Source organism: Aeromonas sp. R6-2 (assembly GCF_040908155.1).
Taxonomy (GTDB): domain Bacteria; phylum Pseudomonadota; class Gammaproteobacteria; order Enterobacterales; family Aeromonadaceae; genus Aeromonas; species Aeromonas schubertii.
The window spans coordinates 42,060-54,615 of sequence record NZ_JBFODE010000045.1; the positions used below are offsets into that span (position 1 = coordinate 42,060).

Annotated in this window: 15 protein-coding genes; 8 read left to right on the plus strand and 7 right to left on the minus strand. The window is 63.6% G+C overall.

Annotated features, from left to right (window positions below; translation table 11 throughout):
* Positions 1 to 21 precede the first annotated feature (21 nt).
* The gene (locus AB5Y48_RS11965; protein ID WP_368164599.1) at positions 22 to 387 is read right to left on the minus strand and encodes a hypothetical protein; all 366 of its coding nucleotides are present in this window, start codon (positions 385 to 387) and stop codon (positions 22 to 24) included.
* A gap of 129 nt (positions 388 to 516) precedes the next feature.
* The gene (gene ilvC / locus AB5Y48_RS11970) at positions 517 to 1,995 is read right to left on the minus strand and encodes a ketol-acid reductoisomerase (RefSeq protein ID WP_050665338.1); all 1,479 of its coding nucleotides are present in this window, start codon (positions 1,993 to 1,995) and stop codon (positions 517 to 519) included.
* A gap of 121 nt (positions 1,996 to 2,116) precedes the next feature.
* Here ilvC and ilvY point away from each other — a divergent pair, with 121 nt between their 5' ends.
* Positions 2,117 to 3,001: an HTH-type transcriptional activator IlvY gene (ilvY, locus tag AB5Y48_RS11975; RefSeq protein WP_368164600.1), complete on the plus strand. Its 885-nt coding sequence runs from the start codon at positions 2,117 to 2,119 to the stop codon at positions 2,999 to 3,001.
* Here ilvY and AB5Y48_RS11980 read toward each other — a convergent pair.
* Positions 2,998 to 3,843, minus strand: a complete 846-nt coding sequence (locus AB5Y48_RS11980) for a substrate-binding periplasmic protein (RefSeq protein ID WP_368164601.1) — start codon at positions 3,841 to 3,843, stop codon at positions 2,998 to 3,000. The genes ilvY and AB5Y48_RS11980 overlap by 4 nt on opposite strands.
* 148 nt (positions 3,844 to 3,991) lie before the next feature.
* Between AB5Y48_RS11980 and AB5Y48_RS11985 the strand changes: the two genes are divergently transcribed.
* A complete protein-coding gene (locus AB5Y48_RS11985) occupies positions 3,992 to 4,192 on the plus strand; it encodes a hypothetical protein (RefSeq protein WP_050665335.1) in 201 nt (66 codons plus the stop codon).
* Between the two features lie 24 nt (positions 4,193 to 4,216).
* Here AB5Y48_RS11985 and AB5Y48_RS11990 read toward each other — a convergent pair whose 3' ends face one another.
* The gene (locus AB5Y48_RS11990; protein ID WP_005349310.1) at positions 4,217 to 4,402 is read right to left on the minus strand and encodes a hypothetical protein; all 186 of its coding nucleotides are present in this window, start codon (positions 4,400 to 4,402) and stop codon (positions 4,217 to 4,219) included.
* Between the two features lie 171 nt (positions 4,403 to 4,573).
* Between AB5Y48_RS11990 and tusA the strand changes: the two genes are divergently transcribed.
* Positions 4,574 to 4,819 (plus strand): sulfurtransferase TusA, encoded by a 246-nt coding sequence (gene tusA / locus AB5Y48_RS11995; RefSeq protein ID WP_005349308.1) that lies wholly within the window; start codon positions 4,574 to 4,576, stop codon positions 4,817 to 4,819.
* Between the two features lie 15 nt (positions 4,820 to 4,834).
* Positions 4,835 to 5,182: a RidA family protein gene (locus tag AB5Y48_RS12000; protein ID WP_050665332.1), complete on the plus strand. Its 348-nt coding sequence runs from the start codon at positions 4,835 to 4,837 to the stop codon at positions 5,180 to 5,182.
* 52 nt (positions 5,183 to 5,234) lie between these two features.
* On the opposite strand, the gene AB5Y48_RS12005 is transcribed toward AB5Y48_RS12000, so the two are convergent.
* The 3 genes from AB5Y48_RS12005 to AB5Y48_RS12015 form a co-directional block, all read right to left on the minus strand.
* Positions 5,235 to 7,280, minus strand: coding sequence for a S9 family peptidase (locus AB5Y48_RS12005; protein WP_368164650.1), 2,046 nt, complete (start codon positions 7,278 to 7,280; stop codon positions 5,235 to 5,237).
* Between the two features lie 286 nt (positions 7,281 to 7,566).
* Entirely contained in the window at positions 7,567 to 8,001 is a 435-nt protein-coding gene (locus tag AB5Y48_RS12010; RefSeq protein WP_050665331.1) for a DUF411 domain-containing protein, read from the minus strand.
* Between the two features lie 58 nt (positions 8,002 to 8,059).
* Positions 8,060 to 8,383 carry a hypothetical protein gene (locus tag AB5Y48_RS12015; protein WP_050665330.1) on the minus strand — a complete coding sequence of 108 codons (324 nt, stop codon included), beginning with the start codon at positions 8,381 to 8,383 and terminating at the stop codon, positions 8,060 to 8,062.
* Positions 8,384 to 8,519: 136 nt separating this feature from the next.
* Here AB5Y48_RS12015 and AB5Y48_RS12020 point away from each other — a divergent pair, with 136 nt between their 5' ends.
* The 4 genes from AB5Y48_RS12020 (at position 8,520) to AB5Y48_RS12035 (ending at position 12,528) form a co-directional block, all read left to right on the plus strand.
* Entirely contained in the window at positions 8,520 to 9,116 is a 597-nt protein-coding gene (locus tag AB5Y48_RS12020) for an NAD(P)H-dependent oxidoreductase (protein ID WP_368164604.1), read from the plus strand.
* Positions 9,116 to 10,972, plus strand: coding sequence for a monovalent cation:proton antiporter-2 (CPA2) family protein (locus AB5Y48_RS12025; RefSeq protein ID WP_060588125.1), 1,857 nt, complete (start codon positions 9,116 to 9,118; stop codon positions 10,970 to 10,972). Before AB5Y48_RS12020 ends, AB5Y48_RS12025 begins: the two co-directional genes overlap by 1 nt.
* The gene (locus tag AB5Y48_RS12030) at positions 10,969 to 11,355 is read left to right on the plus strand and encodes a SirB2 family protein (RefSeq protein WP_050665327.1); all 387 of its coding nucleotides are present in this window, start codon (positions 10,969 to 10,971) and stop codon (positions 11,353 to 11,355) included. The genes AB5Y48_RS12025 and AB5Y48_RS12030 overlap by 4 nt, the downstream gene beginning before the upstream one ends.
* 195 nt (positions 11,356 to 11,550) lie before the next feature.
* On the plus strand, positions 11,551 to 12,528 hold the full coding sequence (locus AB5Y48_RS12035; protein WP_050665326.1) for a YafY family protein: 978 nt from the start codon (positions 11,551 to 11,553) through the stop codon (positions 12,526 to 12,528).
* Positions 12,529 to 12,556 lie beyond the last annotated feature (28 nt).

Sequence of the window (12,556 nt, forward strand, 5' to 3'; positions counted from 1 at the left end):
CGTTGACACGGCAAGGGAAAATCAATGGCGCAGGACGCAGAGCTCCAGGTGTCGCCTTGGCCAGGAGGGTGGCGGGGCGCCCCGTTCACGACCGACCCGCCAGCCCGGGCGGGCGACCAGCAGCAGGGGGGGGGCAAACAGGGTGAGGCAGAGTAGCAGTGGCAGCCAGGGCAGGCCGGCCGCCAACTGGGCCAGGGAGCCGGCGAGGCCCGAAGGCATGGGGCAATCGCTGCCGGACTGGTTCTCTTCGGCGTGGCAGCCAAGGGCCATCTGGTCCACAGCGGCGCTGGCCTGGTGGGCGGCGAGGCAGAAGGTCAGATTGCAGGCGAGCAGCAGCACCAGCATCAGCCGGGCTATCAGGCTCGTGGGCAATCTGTTTGCAAGCATGGGCTCTCCCTTCGGGCGCCACCGGGCACACCTGAGTGTCACCCTAAACCTTGCCATCGTGGGAAGGTCAAGGCGCCGGCGCCAACGAAAAAGGGGAGCCACCGGCTCCCCTCTCTGACATCCCCGGGCTTAACCGCCGACGGCGATGCGCTTCATGTCCTTCATGTAACCGCGCAGCACCTGGCCGATGGCCTCGATGGGGTGGTTGCGAATCGCCTCGTTGGCGCGGATCAGGGCGGCGTTGTCCGCCTCGTTACCCGCCAGCAGCTGGCCCAGATCGCCTGCCTTGAGGGTCGGCATGAAGTGCTCGCGCAGCAGCGGTACGGCGGCGTTGGCGAACAGGTAGTTACCGTATTCGGCGGTGTCGGAGATGACCACGTTCATCTCGTACAGGCGCTTGCGGGCAACCGTGTTGGCGATGAGCGGCAGCTCGTGCAGGGACTCGTAGTAGGCGGACTCTTCGTAGATGCCGGAGGCCACCATGGTTTCGAACGCCAGCTCGACCCCCGCCTTGACCATGGCCACCATGACCAGCCCCTTGTCGAAGTACTCCTGCTCGGCGATCTTGCCGTCGAACGCCGGGGCGTTCTCGAAGGCGGACTTGCCGGTCTCTTCGCGCCAGGTCAGCAGCTTGATGTCGTCTTCGGCCCAGTCGGCCATCATGCCGCGGGAGAAGTCGCCGGCGATGATGTCATCCATGTGCTTCTCGAACAGGGGGCGCATCAGCACCTTGAGCTGCTCGGAGAGCTCGAAGGCACGCAGCTTGGCCGGGTTGGACAGGCGGTCCATCATGTTGGTGATGCCACCCTGCTTGAGGGCCTCTGTGATGGTCTCCCAGCCGAACTGGATCAGCTTGCCGGCGTAACCGGCGTCGGTGCCTTCGGCCACCAGCTTGTCGTAGCAGAGCAGGGAGCCCGCCTGCAGCATGCCGCAGAGGATGGTTTGCTCGCCCATCAGGTCGGATTTCACCTCGGCCACGAAGGAGGACTCCAGCACCCCGGCGCGGTCGCCGCCGGTGGCGGAGGCCCACGCCTTGGCGATGGCCATGCCCTCGCCCCTGGGATCGTTCTCCGGGTGCACGGCGATCAGGGTCGGCACGCCGAAGCCGCGCTTGTACTCCTCGCGCACCTCGGTGCCCGGGCACTTGGGGGCCACCATGACGACCGTGATGTCGGCACGGATCTGCTGCCCTTCCTCGACCACGTTGAAGCCGTGGGAGTAACCCAGGGCGGCGCCCTGTTTCATCAGCGGCATCACGGTCTTGACCACGTCCGAGTGCTGCTTGTCCGGGGTCAGGTTCAGCACCAGATCGGCGGTGGGGATCAGCTCTTCATAAGTGCCGACCACGAAGCCGTTGTCGGTAGCCTTCTTCCAGGAGGCGCGTTTCTCTTCGATGGCCGCCTTGCGCAGGGCGTAGGCGATATCCAGGCCGGAGTCACGCATGTTCAGACCCTGATTCAGACCCTGGGCACCACAGCCGACGATCACTACCTTCTTGCCCTTGAGCACGGCGCAGCCGTCACTGAACTCATCGCGCTTCATGAAACGGCACTTGCCCAGCTGGGCGAGCTGCTGACGCAGATTCAAGGTATTGAAATAGTTGGCCATGGTGATTGCTCCGTCCGGTTGATTCCATGCCGCGATGCGGCTCGATGTCGAACCACTATAGCGTGGGACAGGTATTGCCGTAACTGATATATTCGAAACATCGTATTGCGGATAATGAAATATGGACCTGCGCCACCTGGAGCTCTTTCTCCACCTCGCCGACAGCCTTCACTTCGGCAAGACCGCCGATGCCATGGCGGTCAGCCCCTCCACCTTAAGCCGCGCCATCCAGCGCCTGGAGCAAGAGACCGGCTGCGCCCTGTTCGAGCGGGACAACCGCAGCGTGCGCCTCACTCCGGCCGGGGAGAAGCTGCGCGAGTTTGGCGGCAGCCTGGTGCAGGAGTGGCGCCACCTGCGCCAGGAGCTGCGCCGCAGCGACGAGCCATTGCAGGGGCGACTGCGGGTCTTCTGCTCGGTCACCGCCAGCTACTTCCTGCTGCCCGAGGTGCTCGAGCGTTTTCGCCGTCGCCACCCGCGCCTCGAGATCAAACTCGAGACCGGCGACCCGGCCCTGGCAGTGGACAAGCTGCTGGGAGACGAGGCGGATCTCGCCATCGCCGCCCGCCCCGATGCCCTGCCCGCCAAGCTGGAGTTTGCCAACCTGCGCCAGGTGCCCCTGGTGTTCATCGCCCCCCGAAGTGGCCCCCAGCTGGCCCAGTGGTTTCCGGGTGGCGAGCCGGATTGGGAGCGGCTACCGGTGATCCTCTCGGAGCAGGGGTTGGCCCGTAAACGCAGCGATCAATGGTTTCGCAACAAGGGCATCGCCCCCAACCTCTACGCCGAGGTGGCCGGTAACGAGGGCATAGTGGCCATGGTGGCCCTGGGCTGCGGGGTGGGACTGGTACCCGATGCGGTGATCGACCATAGCCCCATGGGGGAGAAGGTGCGCATCATCGATCTCGCACCGCCCTTCAAGCCCTTCGATGTGGGCGTGGCCGTGCTCAAGAAGCGGCTCGAGGAACCGCTGGTACGCGCCTTCTGGGACACGGCCCGCAGCGGCCGCTAGGGACGCGGGAAAGTCAGGGCCGGATCGGCCAGCATCTGGCGACTGCGCTCGGGCAGGTCGGGATTTTCCAGCTCCAGGATGGTACGCCGCGCCAACCCCAGGCGGCGTATGGTGCCGCCAAAGCCCTGCTCAAACAGCCGTTCATAGGCGCCGTTGGCGCGTGCCCGCTGCAGGCCGGTCTCGATGCGACGCGCCAGCTCCGGTCGCGTCGGCGAGACGAAGAACATCAGGGCCAGGGGATAGCGAAAAATCAGGTGTGGCTCGATGACGAGATCCGGGTTGGCCTTCTGCTCATCCTCCACCTCGATCACCGAGCGCAGGAAGCAGTCGAAACGCCCCTTGCGCAGCATCCGAAACAACCCCTCATAGCGATGCCCCAACTCGACCCGCAGCTTGTTGGCCTGAAGCAGCGCGGTATCGGGCCAGGATTGGTGCTGCCCTATCAACAATCCGCTGGCCCGCCAGCGCGCCAGGCTGTCGATGGCCGCGAAGCGCCGCTCGTCGCCGGGGCGGATCAGGCAGACCCGCCACCCCAGCAACCCCCTGGCGAGCGGCACATAGACGCCGAGCAGGGTGCGCTCTCGCTCCCCATCGGGGGCAAACACCGCCACATCCATCTGCCCCGACTGCAGTTCCCGTACCGCCCGTCCCTGCTCCATCTCCACGCTGCGACTCAGGGTGTAGGGGCCGTAGTCCTCCACGGTGAGGTCGAGCGCCAGGCGCAGCAGACCGGCCACGGCGGGATTGGGGTGCTCGAGCAACCGGTTCCAGACCACCAGCGGTGCCTCGGCAGCACGGGGCATACCGCACAACAGTAACAGGCACAGGGCCAGATGCCGCATCGCACGACTCCAACAGAGATTCCTCTCTACTATAACGCGACCCTCTACGGAGCAAAGGGGAGAGAGCCCGGTGTCAGATCTGACAATGGGCAGATGCCAAGGGAGCCGGGAGACTATGCTATTTACTCGTTACTCAGGAAAGATGGCCATGGATCCGCGTTTCATCGAGATAGGCAGCCCCGTATTGTTTGAGGAGTACCTTCGCAGCATGGGGGTCACCCACGCCCATCTGGGGCAAGAGGGGGAGATCTACCTGCAGGAGCGCCATCTGGCGGCCATACGACGGGTGCAGGGGGAGCTGCGCTACTACCTCAGGGCCAGCGCCCTGACCGAGGGGCAGAAACAGTGAAGACGGGCCAATGGCCCGTCTTCGTTACTGATCCCTGTCGTCCTCATCCTCGTCGAAATCGCTGATCTCGACCCAGAGTCCCAGCCCTATCATCACCAGGGCACCAAACCAGGTACCGGCATTGCCGATGGGCGTTCCCAGGGCCAACATGGAGAAGGCCAGAAAGCCCATGGCGGCATAGACCTTCAGTCTGTCGTATGACTGGATCATATTCACACCTCCTTGTTGAATATGGGTCTTTTTTTATATTACCCATGATAGGCAGAGTGGAAAGCAAGATGAAACAATTTGGTTACATCTTCTGTTCTACGCCGACCCGGTTTGATTATTTTTTGTCCGAGAGTATTATTGGCAGCCGAATTGGTTAGGGGTTTCAAGTTAATGAGTGATTTATTCTGCAAGGCAACCCATGAACTGGATGCAATTGGACTCCGTTGTCCCGAGCCGGTGATGATGGTGCGCAAGGTGGTACGCAACATGGCCGACGGTGAGACCCTGCTGGTTCGCGCCGACGATCCCTCCACCACCCGCGACATCCCGAGCTTCTGCCGTTTCATGGACCACACTCTGGTGGCCAGCGAGATAGAGGCCGCCCCCTACCGCTATCTGATCCGCAAGGGTCTGTAATCGCAAGGAATCTTCATGTCCCAGATCACCCGCATCGGCACCACGGCCCGTTGGTCCGACGTCGTCATCCACAACGGCACCCTCTATGTGGTGGAGGTTCCCGCCACCCTGGAGGCCGACCTCCAGTCCCAGACCCGCGAGGTGCTGACCAGCCTGACCCGCCTGTTGGAAGAGAACGGCTCCGGGGTCGACAAGATAGTGATGGCCACCATCTATCTGAAAGAGATCGGTGACATCGCCGCCTTCAACGAGCTGTGGGACGCCTGGTTGCCGGCCGGCACGGCCCCGGTGCGCTGCTGCGTGCAGGCCCGCCTCGCCCACGACGACTACAAGGTCGAGATCCAGCTCACCGCCGCTGTGTGACGGTCGCGAAATAAAAAAAGAGCGCCAAAGGGCGCTCTTTTTGTTGGGCGGTTTACGCCCTCTTGTCCACCTGCAGCAGGAAGGCGAACTCCAGGGCGATATCCTCATAGGCCTTGAAGCGTCCCGACTTGCCCCCGTGGCCCGATTCCATGTCGGTATTGAGCAGCAGCAGGTTGTGATCGGTCTTGAGTTCGCGCAGCTTGGCGACCCACTTGGCCGGCTCCCAGTACTGCACCTGGGAGTCGTGCAATCCTGTGGTCACCAGCAGGTTCGGATAGGCCTGAGCCTTGACCTGATCGTAGGGACTGTAGGACTTCATGTAGTCGTAGTAGGCCTTCTCGCCCGGGTTGCCCCACTCGTCGTACTCGCCGGTGGTGAGGGGGATCGACTCGTCGAGCATGGTGGTCACCACATCGACGAACGGCACCTGGGCCACTACGCCGCGATAGAGCTCGGGGGCCTGGTTGATCACCGCCCCCATCAGCAGGCCGCCGGCGCTGCCTCCCATGGCATAAACCCGATCGGCGGCTGCGTACTTCTGCTCGACCAGGGCCCGGGTGACATCCACGAAGTCGTTGAAGCTGTTCTGCTTGTTGAGCAGCTTGCCCTGTTCATACCAGTCGCGCCCCAGCTCCTCGCCACCACGGATGTGGGCAATGGCATAGACGAATCCGCGATCGAGCAGGCTCAGGCGGGCGCTGCCAAAGTCCGGATCCATGCTGGCGCCATACGAACCGTAGCCATAGACCAGCAGGGGGTTGCTGCCATCCTGTTTGAACTTGTCTTTGCGCCACACCAGCGAGACCGGCACCTTGACGCCATCACGGGCGCTCACCCAGAGCCGGGCACTGGCGTAATCCTCGCTCTTGAAGCCGGCCACCGCCTGCTGCTTGAGCCGGGTACGCTCGCCGCTGTCGAGGTTCACCTCGTAGGTGGTGCTCGGGGTGGTCAGTGACGAGTAGCCGTAGCGCAGGCGATCGGTGTCGGGCTCGGGGTTGTAGCCGAGCCAGGTGACGTAGGCGGGATCGTCGAAGGCGATCGCCTTCTGCTCCCCATCCTTCCAGCGGATCTGGCGCAGCCGGGTCAGCCCCCCTTCCCGCTCCTCCACCACCAGCCAGTCGCGCAGCAGGGTATAGTTTTCCAGCAGGGTGTCGGGGCGCGGCGCCACCACCGGCTTCCAGCGCGCCTCCGAGGCCTCGCGGGTCTCGTAGAGGCCGAAGTTCTTGCCGTCCTTGTTGGAGCGCACATAGAAGTAGCCGCGATAGTGATCGATGCCGTACTCGTGGTTCACCCGACGGGGCAGGAACACCTTGGGGGGACGCTCGGGGTGAAGGGGATCGAGCAGCAGGGCCTCGCCCGTGGTGGTACTGGAGACACTGATGACGATGAACTCTTCCGAGGTGGTGGCATAGAGGCTGACGTAGAAGGTGTCGTCTTTCTCCTCATAGACCAGCTCATCCTTGGCCGGATCCGTACCCAGCACGTGGCGATAGACCTGATAGGGCAGCAGGGTCTGCGGGTGCTTGCGCACATAGAAGAGGGTCTTGTTGTCGGCGGCCCAGACGATGTTGCCCGAAGTATTCGCGATGGTATCGGGCAACCACTGGCCGCGCTCGATATCGAAGAAGCGCACGTCATACTGGCGGCGCGATACCAGGTCTTCGCTCACCGCCAGCAGCCGGTTGTCGCGGCTCACCTCGAGCGCGCCGGTGGCGTAGTAGTCGTGCCCCTCGGCACGCCGGTTGCCATCCAGCAGCAGCTGGGAGGCGCCGCCTGCCACCGCCTCACGGCTGTAGATGGCGTACTCCTTGCCCGGCTCGTAGCGAGTCTGGTAGCGGTAGCCATTCTTGACGTAGGGCACCGACTCGTCCCGCTGGGGAATGCGCGCCACCATCTCCTTGTAGAGGGTATCGCGCAGCGCCCTGGAGGGGGCCAGCATGGTAGTGGTGTAGTCATTCTCGGCCTTGAGGTAGTCGAGCACGGCCGGATCGCGGCGCTCGTCATCCCGCAGCCAGTAGTAGTTGTCGATACGCTCATCCCCGTGACTCTTGAGCAGATGGGGATGGCGGGCGGCCTGGGGAGGCATGGGCTGGGTCATGGGGGCAATACTCGCGGCTTGGGCGGCCCCGGTCAGGAGTCCCAACCAGAGCAGCCAATGGGGTTTTAGCAACATGTCGCGTCCTTTGCGATCTTCTGTCGTTTCTCTCGAGCGGCCTGGGCCACTCTCCTGGCGGGACCAATCTGCCCCCATACGGGCCCGATGACAAGGCGATCTCCATAAAAAAACCGCCACCCAAGGGTGGCGGTCGACCGCTGCGGCGGCTCGGCAGTCTGCCAGGTGTGCCTCACATGGGATGAAAGGAGCGCACCACAGCGGTCTTGGGTCAGCCCGGGTAGGCGGACCAGCGGGCCGTCTTGCCCTCCTTGTCCATGCTCAGCACCTCATAGGGGTGGCCGGGAATGTCCATTCCCGGGGCGCTCTGGGGCATGCCGGGAATGGTCAGCCCCTGGATCGCCGGTTTCTCCTTGAGCAGGCGCTTGACGTCGGCGGCGGGGACATGCCCCTCCACCACATACCCTTCCACTATGCCGGTGTGGCAGGAGGAGAGCTCGGGACGGATGCCGTACCTGGCCTTGACGGTAGCGAGATCATTGGTCTCCACCACCTTCACGTCGAAGCCATTCTCCTCCATGTGTTTGACCCACCCCTTGCAGCAGCCGCAGTAGGGGGATTCATAAACGGTCATGCTCTGCCCCGCAACGGCGGAGAAGGCAGCCACACCGGCCATCATGGCCAGCAGACGGGATGCGAGTTTCATCGGGTTATCCTCGTTTGACTTAGGGTTGAGCCTTCCCCGGAAGGAAGACGGCGACGAGTCAGAGGAGGGAGATCGGAGGGCGCTCCAGCCGCTCCACCGGGGCGACAGGGACGAAACGGCTCGGCTCGGGGAAGCAGGGGGTATCGGGCACCGGACGGGCCACCCCCAACCAGGCATCCGCCACCACCGTCATGCTGAGAGCCGTGGTGAAGCTGCCGCAGGGCATCGCCTTCTCCAGGTTGCGCTCCATGGCGCCACAGTGGCTGGTGAAGGTACAGAGGTCGGCCGCCGCCCTGGTCCCGAACGACATCAACACCAGCAGCAGACACCACAAGGGTATCCAGCGGCCGGCGCCGAGTCGGGAATGGGTTAGGGAGAGCATGGGAGACCTCATCGGGAACAGGGGCATATCCTAACCTTACCACCGGGGGCAGGGTCAAGGCGGGATCGACGGACTGGACGCCATCGACAACCCGGCCGAGAATGGGGCCCCTGTGACAGGACAAACCGAGGACCCCATGAAACGCATCCTGGTGCTGTTTGCCCACCCCGCCCTGCAGAAGTCGCGGGCCAACCGCAGTCTGCTGCAGGCCATCTCGGATCTGGAGGGGGTCACACTGCACGATCTCTATCAGACCTACCCGGATCAGCTGATCGATGTTAAACGGGAGCAAGCCCTGTTGGCCGAGCACGATCTCATCGTCTTTCAACACCCCTTCTACTGGTACTCCGGCCCCGCCATCCTCAAGGAGTGGTGCGATCTGGTGCTCGAGTACGGCTATGCCTATGGCCAGGAGGGCACCGCCTTGCACGGCAAACAGTGGCTCTCGGCCATCACCACAGGGGGGGCACCGGAGTCATACAGCGAGGCCGGCTACAACCACCGCCCCCTGCTCGACTTCCTGCTGCCGTTTCAACAGACGGCCCGGATGTGCGGCATGACCTGGCTGCCCCCCTTCGTACTGCACTCCTTCCACAAGCTGAGCGAACCAGGAGCCTTCACCCGCTGCGGCCAGGAGTATCGCCGCCTGCTCGAGGCCCTGCGCGACGACCGCCTGGCGCAGGAGCAACTGGCCGGCCACGACTACCTGCGCGATCTGCTGGAGGCGCTGTGATGGAACAGGGACTGCTGCACAACGCCCTCATCTATCTGGGGGCCGCCGTCATCGCGGTGCCGCTGGCCAAGCGCTTCGGCCTCGGCTCTGTGCTCGGCTACCTGCTGGCGGGTATCTTGATCGGCCCCTATCTGCTCGGCCTGGTGGGGGATCAGAAAGAGGTGATGCACTTTGCCGAATTCGGTGTGGTGCTGATGCTGTTTCTGGTGGGGCTGGAGCTCAAACCCGCCCTGCTGTGGCAACTCAAGGGACCCATCCTCGGCACGGGTGGTCTGCAGATGGTGCTCACCACGGTCGCTCTCACCGGGGTGGGGCTGCTCTTCTCCCTCGGTTGGCAGAGTGCGCTCGCCATCGGCCTGATCCTGGCCCTCTCCTCGACGGCCATCGCCCTGCAGAGCCTGCAGGAGCGCCACCAGATGCAGAGCGAGAGCGGTCGCAGCGCGTTCGCCGTGCTGCTGCTGCAGGATATCGCCGTCATCCCCATCCTCTCTCTGCTTCCCCTGCTGGCCCTGCAGCCCACCACCCTCGGCGAGAGCAGCGGTCTCAGTGGCTGGCAGCAGGGCATGGTGGTGGCCGCCGCCATCAGCGGCATAGTGTTGGGTGGCCACTACCTGATGCGTCCCATCTTTCGTGCCATCGCCCAGGCCCATCTGCGGGAGATCTTCGTCGCCGCCGCCCTGCTGCTGGTGGTGGGGATCGCCGTGTTGATGGAGTCGGTGGGCCTCTCGCCGGCGCTCGGCTCCTTCCTGGCCGGCGTAGTATTGGCCGAGAGCGAATACCGCCACGAGCTCGAGGCGGACATGGCCCCCTTCAAGGGGCTGTTGCTCGGCCTCTTCTTCATGTCGGTGGGGGCCGGTATCGACTTTAGCCTGTTTGCCGAGCATCCCCTGCTGATCCCCCTGCTGGTCATCGTGCTGGTGGCGGTGAAGTGGGCCGTGCTGATGGGACTGGGCCGGGTGCTGCGGATGAGCCCGAACCAGAACTGGACCTTCGCCCTGGCGCTGGCCCAGGGGGGGGAGTTTGCCTTCGTCCTCTTCTCCTTCGCCGGCCAGGCCCGGGTGCTCGATGGTGAGATCACCGATCTGCTCACCCTGGTGGTGACCCTCTCCATGGCGCTCGGTCCCCTGCTGCTGATCCTCAACGATCGCCTGATCCAGCCCCGCTTCGACTATCAGGCTACGGCCCGGGAACACGCCAACCCCGAGCCCGCCGACAACCCGGTCATCATCGCCGGCTTCGGTCGCTTCGGGCAGATGGTGGGGCGTATGCTGCACGGTCACGGCATCGGCACCACCATACTCGAGCAGGACCCGAGCCAGATCGAGATGCTGCGCAAGTTCGGCTACCAGGTCTTCTACGGGGATGCGGCCAGGCTCGATCTGCTGCACGCGGCCGGGGCCCACCAGGCCAGGCTGCTGGTGGTGGCGGTCAACGATCCGGCCATGACCCTGGCCATCATAGAGACGGCGCACAAGCACTTCCCCCACCTGCGCATACTGGCCCGGGCCCAGGACCGTCCCCACGCCCACGCGCTGCTGCGTAACGGGGTCGAGAGGGTCTATCGCGAAACCCTGGGGTCGGCGGTCGATCTCGGGGTCGAGGCTCTGACCCAACTCGGCTTTCGGGCCAACCAGGCGTGGCGCGCCGGCCAGACCTTCAAGCAGCACGACAATCGTCTGCTGCACGAGCAGCTCCACTATCTGGACGACGAACACACCTATATCAACAAGAGCCTGCAATACCGCGACATCCTGGCCGACTTGCTGCAAGATGACGAGGAGGAGCAGGAGCGCGCCCGTCATCACGACTGGGACAGCGGTTTGCCCGCCGATGAACACCCCAAGGAAGAGAGATGATCACCTACTACCCATTGATAAAGCACCTGCATATGCTGCTGGCCATGGTGAGCCTGCTGCTGTTTCTCGGCCGCTGGATACTGGCACTGATGGAGAGCCCGCTCTTGCAGCGCAAGTGGCTCAAGATAGCTCCCCACATCAACGACACCCTGCTGCTCGGGGCCGGCCTCTGGCTGGCGGTGCTGCTGCACCTCTCCCCCGGCAGCCAACCCTGGTTGCTGGCCAAGCTGATCGCCCTGGTCGGCTATATCGCCGCCGGCATGGTGGCCCTCAAGAGCCGGCGTCCGCTCCTGCGTACCCTCTCGGGGGTCAGCGCACTGGGTCTGTTTGGCTACATGGTGGGGGCCGCCCTCCTCAAGAGCCCCCTCTCCTGGCTGAACTAGGCAAGCAAAACCCACTGCGACAGAAACCTTCAGGGCTCCTAACGGGGCCCTTTGTTTTGTTAAAATCCATGATTTTCAGATAGATATGCCATTGTGTATGTAAATGGCGACACTTGTCGCAGCAAAAAATGCGACAGAAGTTGTCGCAACTTGTCTCTAGGATAGACTCATAGCCCATCAGCAAAGGCATTCACCATGAGCAAGAAGCTGTTAAGACAACTGACGCTGGCACGCTGCATTCCGCACCGTCCCTACAAGCTGACCGCCAGCCAACTGCAGGTGAAACTCGAGGAAGAGGGGATCCGTGTCAGCCTGCGTACCGTCCAGCGCGATCTGGAAGAGATGTCAGGCATGGGTCTGTTCGACCTCACCTCCGATGAGCGCAGCAAGCCCCATGGCTGGTGCTTCGAACGCAACGGCCTGAGCGACTTCGCCAATATCATGCCCCTCTCCCTGGCGGTGGCCCTGAAGACCTGGAGCGATCAGGCCAGTCAACTGCTGCCGGCGAGCGTGCTGACCGAACTCAACCCCCTGGTGGACAAGGCCTGTCAGGTGATCCAGGACAGCCAGAGCGAACCGGCCCAACGCTGGCTCGAGAGCGTTCACCAGTCGCCGCGCCCCTTCGCCGGCAACCCGGATATTCGCCGCAGCACCCTGATCCGCGACGCCCTGTGGCGTGGCCGCAAGTTCAGCGCCGACGTGCAGCGGGTGATCAAGGAGCGTACCGTCTGGCTGCGTTACGATCTGATCAACCCCCTCGGCATCCTGAATCAGGAGGAGGGCCCGGTGCTGCTCTGTACCCTCTCCGAGCTGGATCCCAAGGTCTACGGCATCGCCTTCGACCATATTCGCGAAATAGAGCTGACCAACCACAGCACCACCCAGCCGAAGGATTTCAACCTCCAGAAGCTGGTGCGCGAGCAGAGCTATCAGGATGCCAGCAGCACCATCCGCTTCGTCGGCCGTATCGACGAGAGCAGCCAGGCCCTGCGCGAGGGTGACATCCCCGGTCGCAACCAGCGCATGACCCGCTATGACAAGCGCAGCGTGGTGGTGGAGACCGAGGTGGCCGACACCCCCGAGTTTCGCAGCTGGCTGCACAACATCGACGGTCAGGTCGAGGTGTTGGCCCCGGAGTTTCTCAAGAAGGTCTACCCCTCCCGTCTGAGCTGATGACAGCCTCAAGAAAAACGCCGCTCTC

Bases quoted from the DNA above. Each gene is read 5' to 3' on its own strand.
- AB5Y48_RS11980 (WP_368164601.1), bottom strand. From the start codon at position 3,843: ATGCGGCATCTGGCCCTGTGCCTGTTACTGTTGTGCGGTATGCCCCGT.
- AB5Y48_RS12035 (WP_050665326.1), top strand. From the start codon at position 11,551: ATGAGCAAGAAGCTGTTAAGACAACTGACGCTGGCACGCTGCATTCCG.
- tusA (WP_005349308.1), top strand. From the start codon at position 4,574: ATGAGTGATTTATTCTGCAAGGCAACCCATGAACTGGATGCAATTGGA.
- AB5Y48_RS12020 (WP_368164604.1), top strand. From the start codon at position 8,520: ATGAAACGCATCCTGGTGCTGTTTGCCCACCCCGCCCTGCAGAAGTCG.
- AB5Y48_RS12030 (WP_050665327.1), top strand. From the start codon at position 10,969: ATGATCACCTACTACCCATTGATAAAGCACCTGCATATGCTGCTGGCC.
- AB5Y48_RS11990 (WP_005349310.1), bottom strand. From the start codon at position 4,402: ATGATCCAGTCATACGACAGACTGAAGGTCTATGCCGCCATGGGCTTT.
- AB5Y48_RS12025 (WP_060588125.1), top strand. From the start codon at position 9,116: ATGGAACAGGGACTGCTGCACAACGCCCTCATCTATCTGGGGGCCGCC.
- ilvY (WP_368164600.1), top strand. From the start codon at position 2,117: ATGGACCTGCGCCACCTGGAGCTCTTTCTCCACCTCGCCGACAGCCTT.
- ilvC (WP_050665338.1), bottom strand. From the start codon at position 1,995: ATGGCCAACTATTTCAATACCTTGAATCTGCGTCAGCAGCTCGCCCAG.
- AB5Y48_RS12015 (WP_050665330.1), bottom strand. From the start codon at position 8,383: ATGCTCTCCCTAACCCATTCCCGACTCGGCGCCGGCCGCTGGATACCC.
- AB5Y48_RS11985 (WP_050665335.1), top strand. From the start codon at position 3,992: ATGGATCCGCGTTTCATCGAGATAGGCAGCCCCGTATTGTTTGAGGAG.
- AB5Y48_RS12010 (WP_050665331.1), bottom strand. From the start codon at position 8,001: ATGAAACTCGCATCCCGTCTGCTGGCCATGATGGCCGGTGTGGCTGCC.
- AB5Y48_RS12000 (WP_050665332.1), top strand. From the start codon at position 4,835: ATGTCCCAGATCACCCGCATCGGCACCACGGCCCGTTGGTCCGACGTC.
- AB5Y48_RS11965 (WP_368164599.1), bottom strand. From the start codon at position 387: ATGCTTGCAAACAGATTGCCCACGAGCCTGATAGCCCGGCTGATGCTG.
- AB5Y48_RS12005 (WP_368164650.1), bottom strand. From the start codon at position 7,280: ATGACCCAGCCCATGCCTCCCCAGGCCGCCCGCCATCCCCATCTGCTC.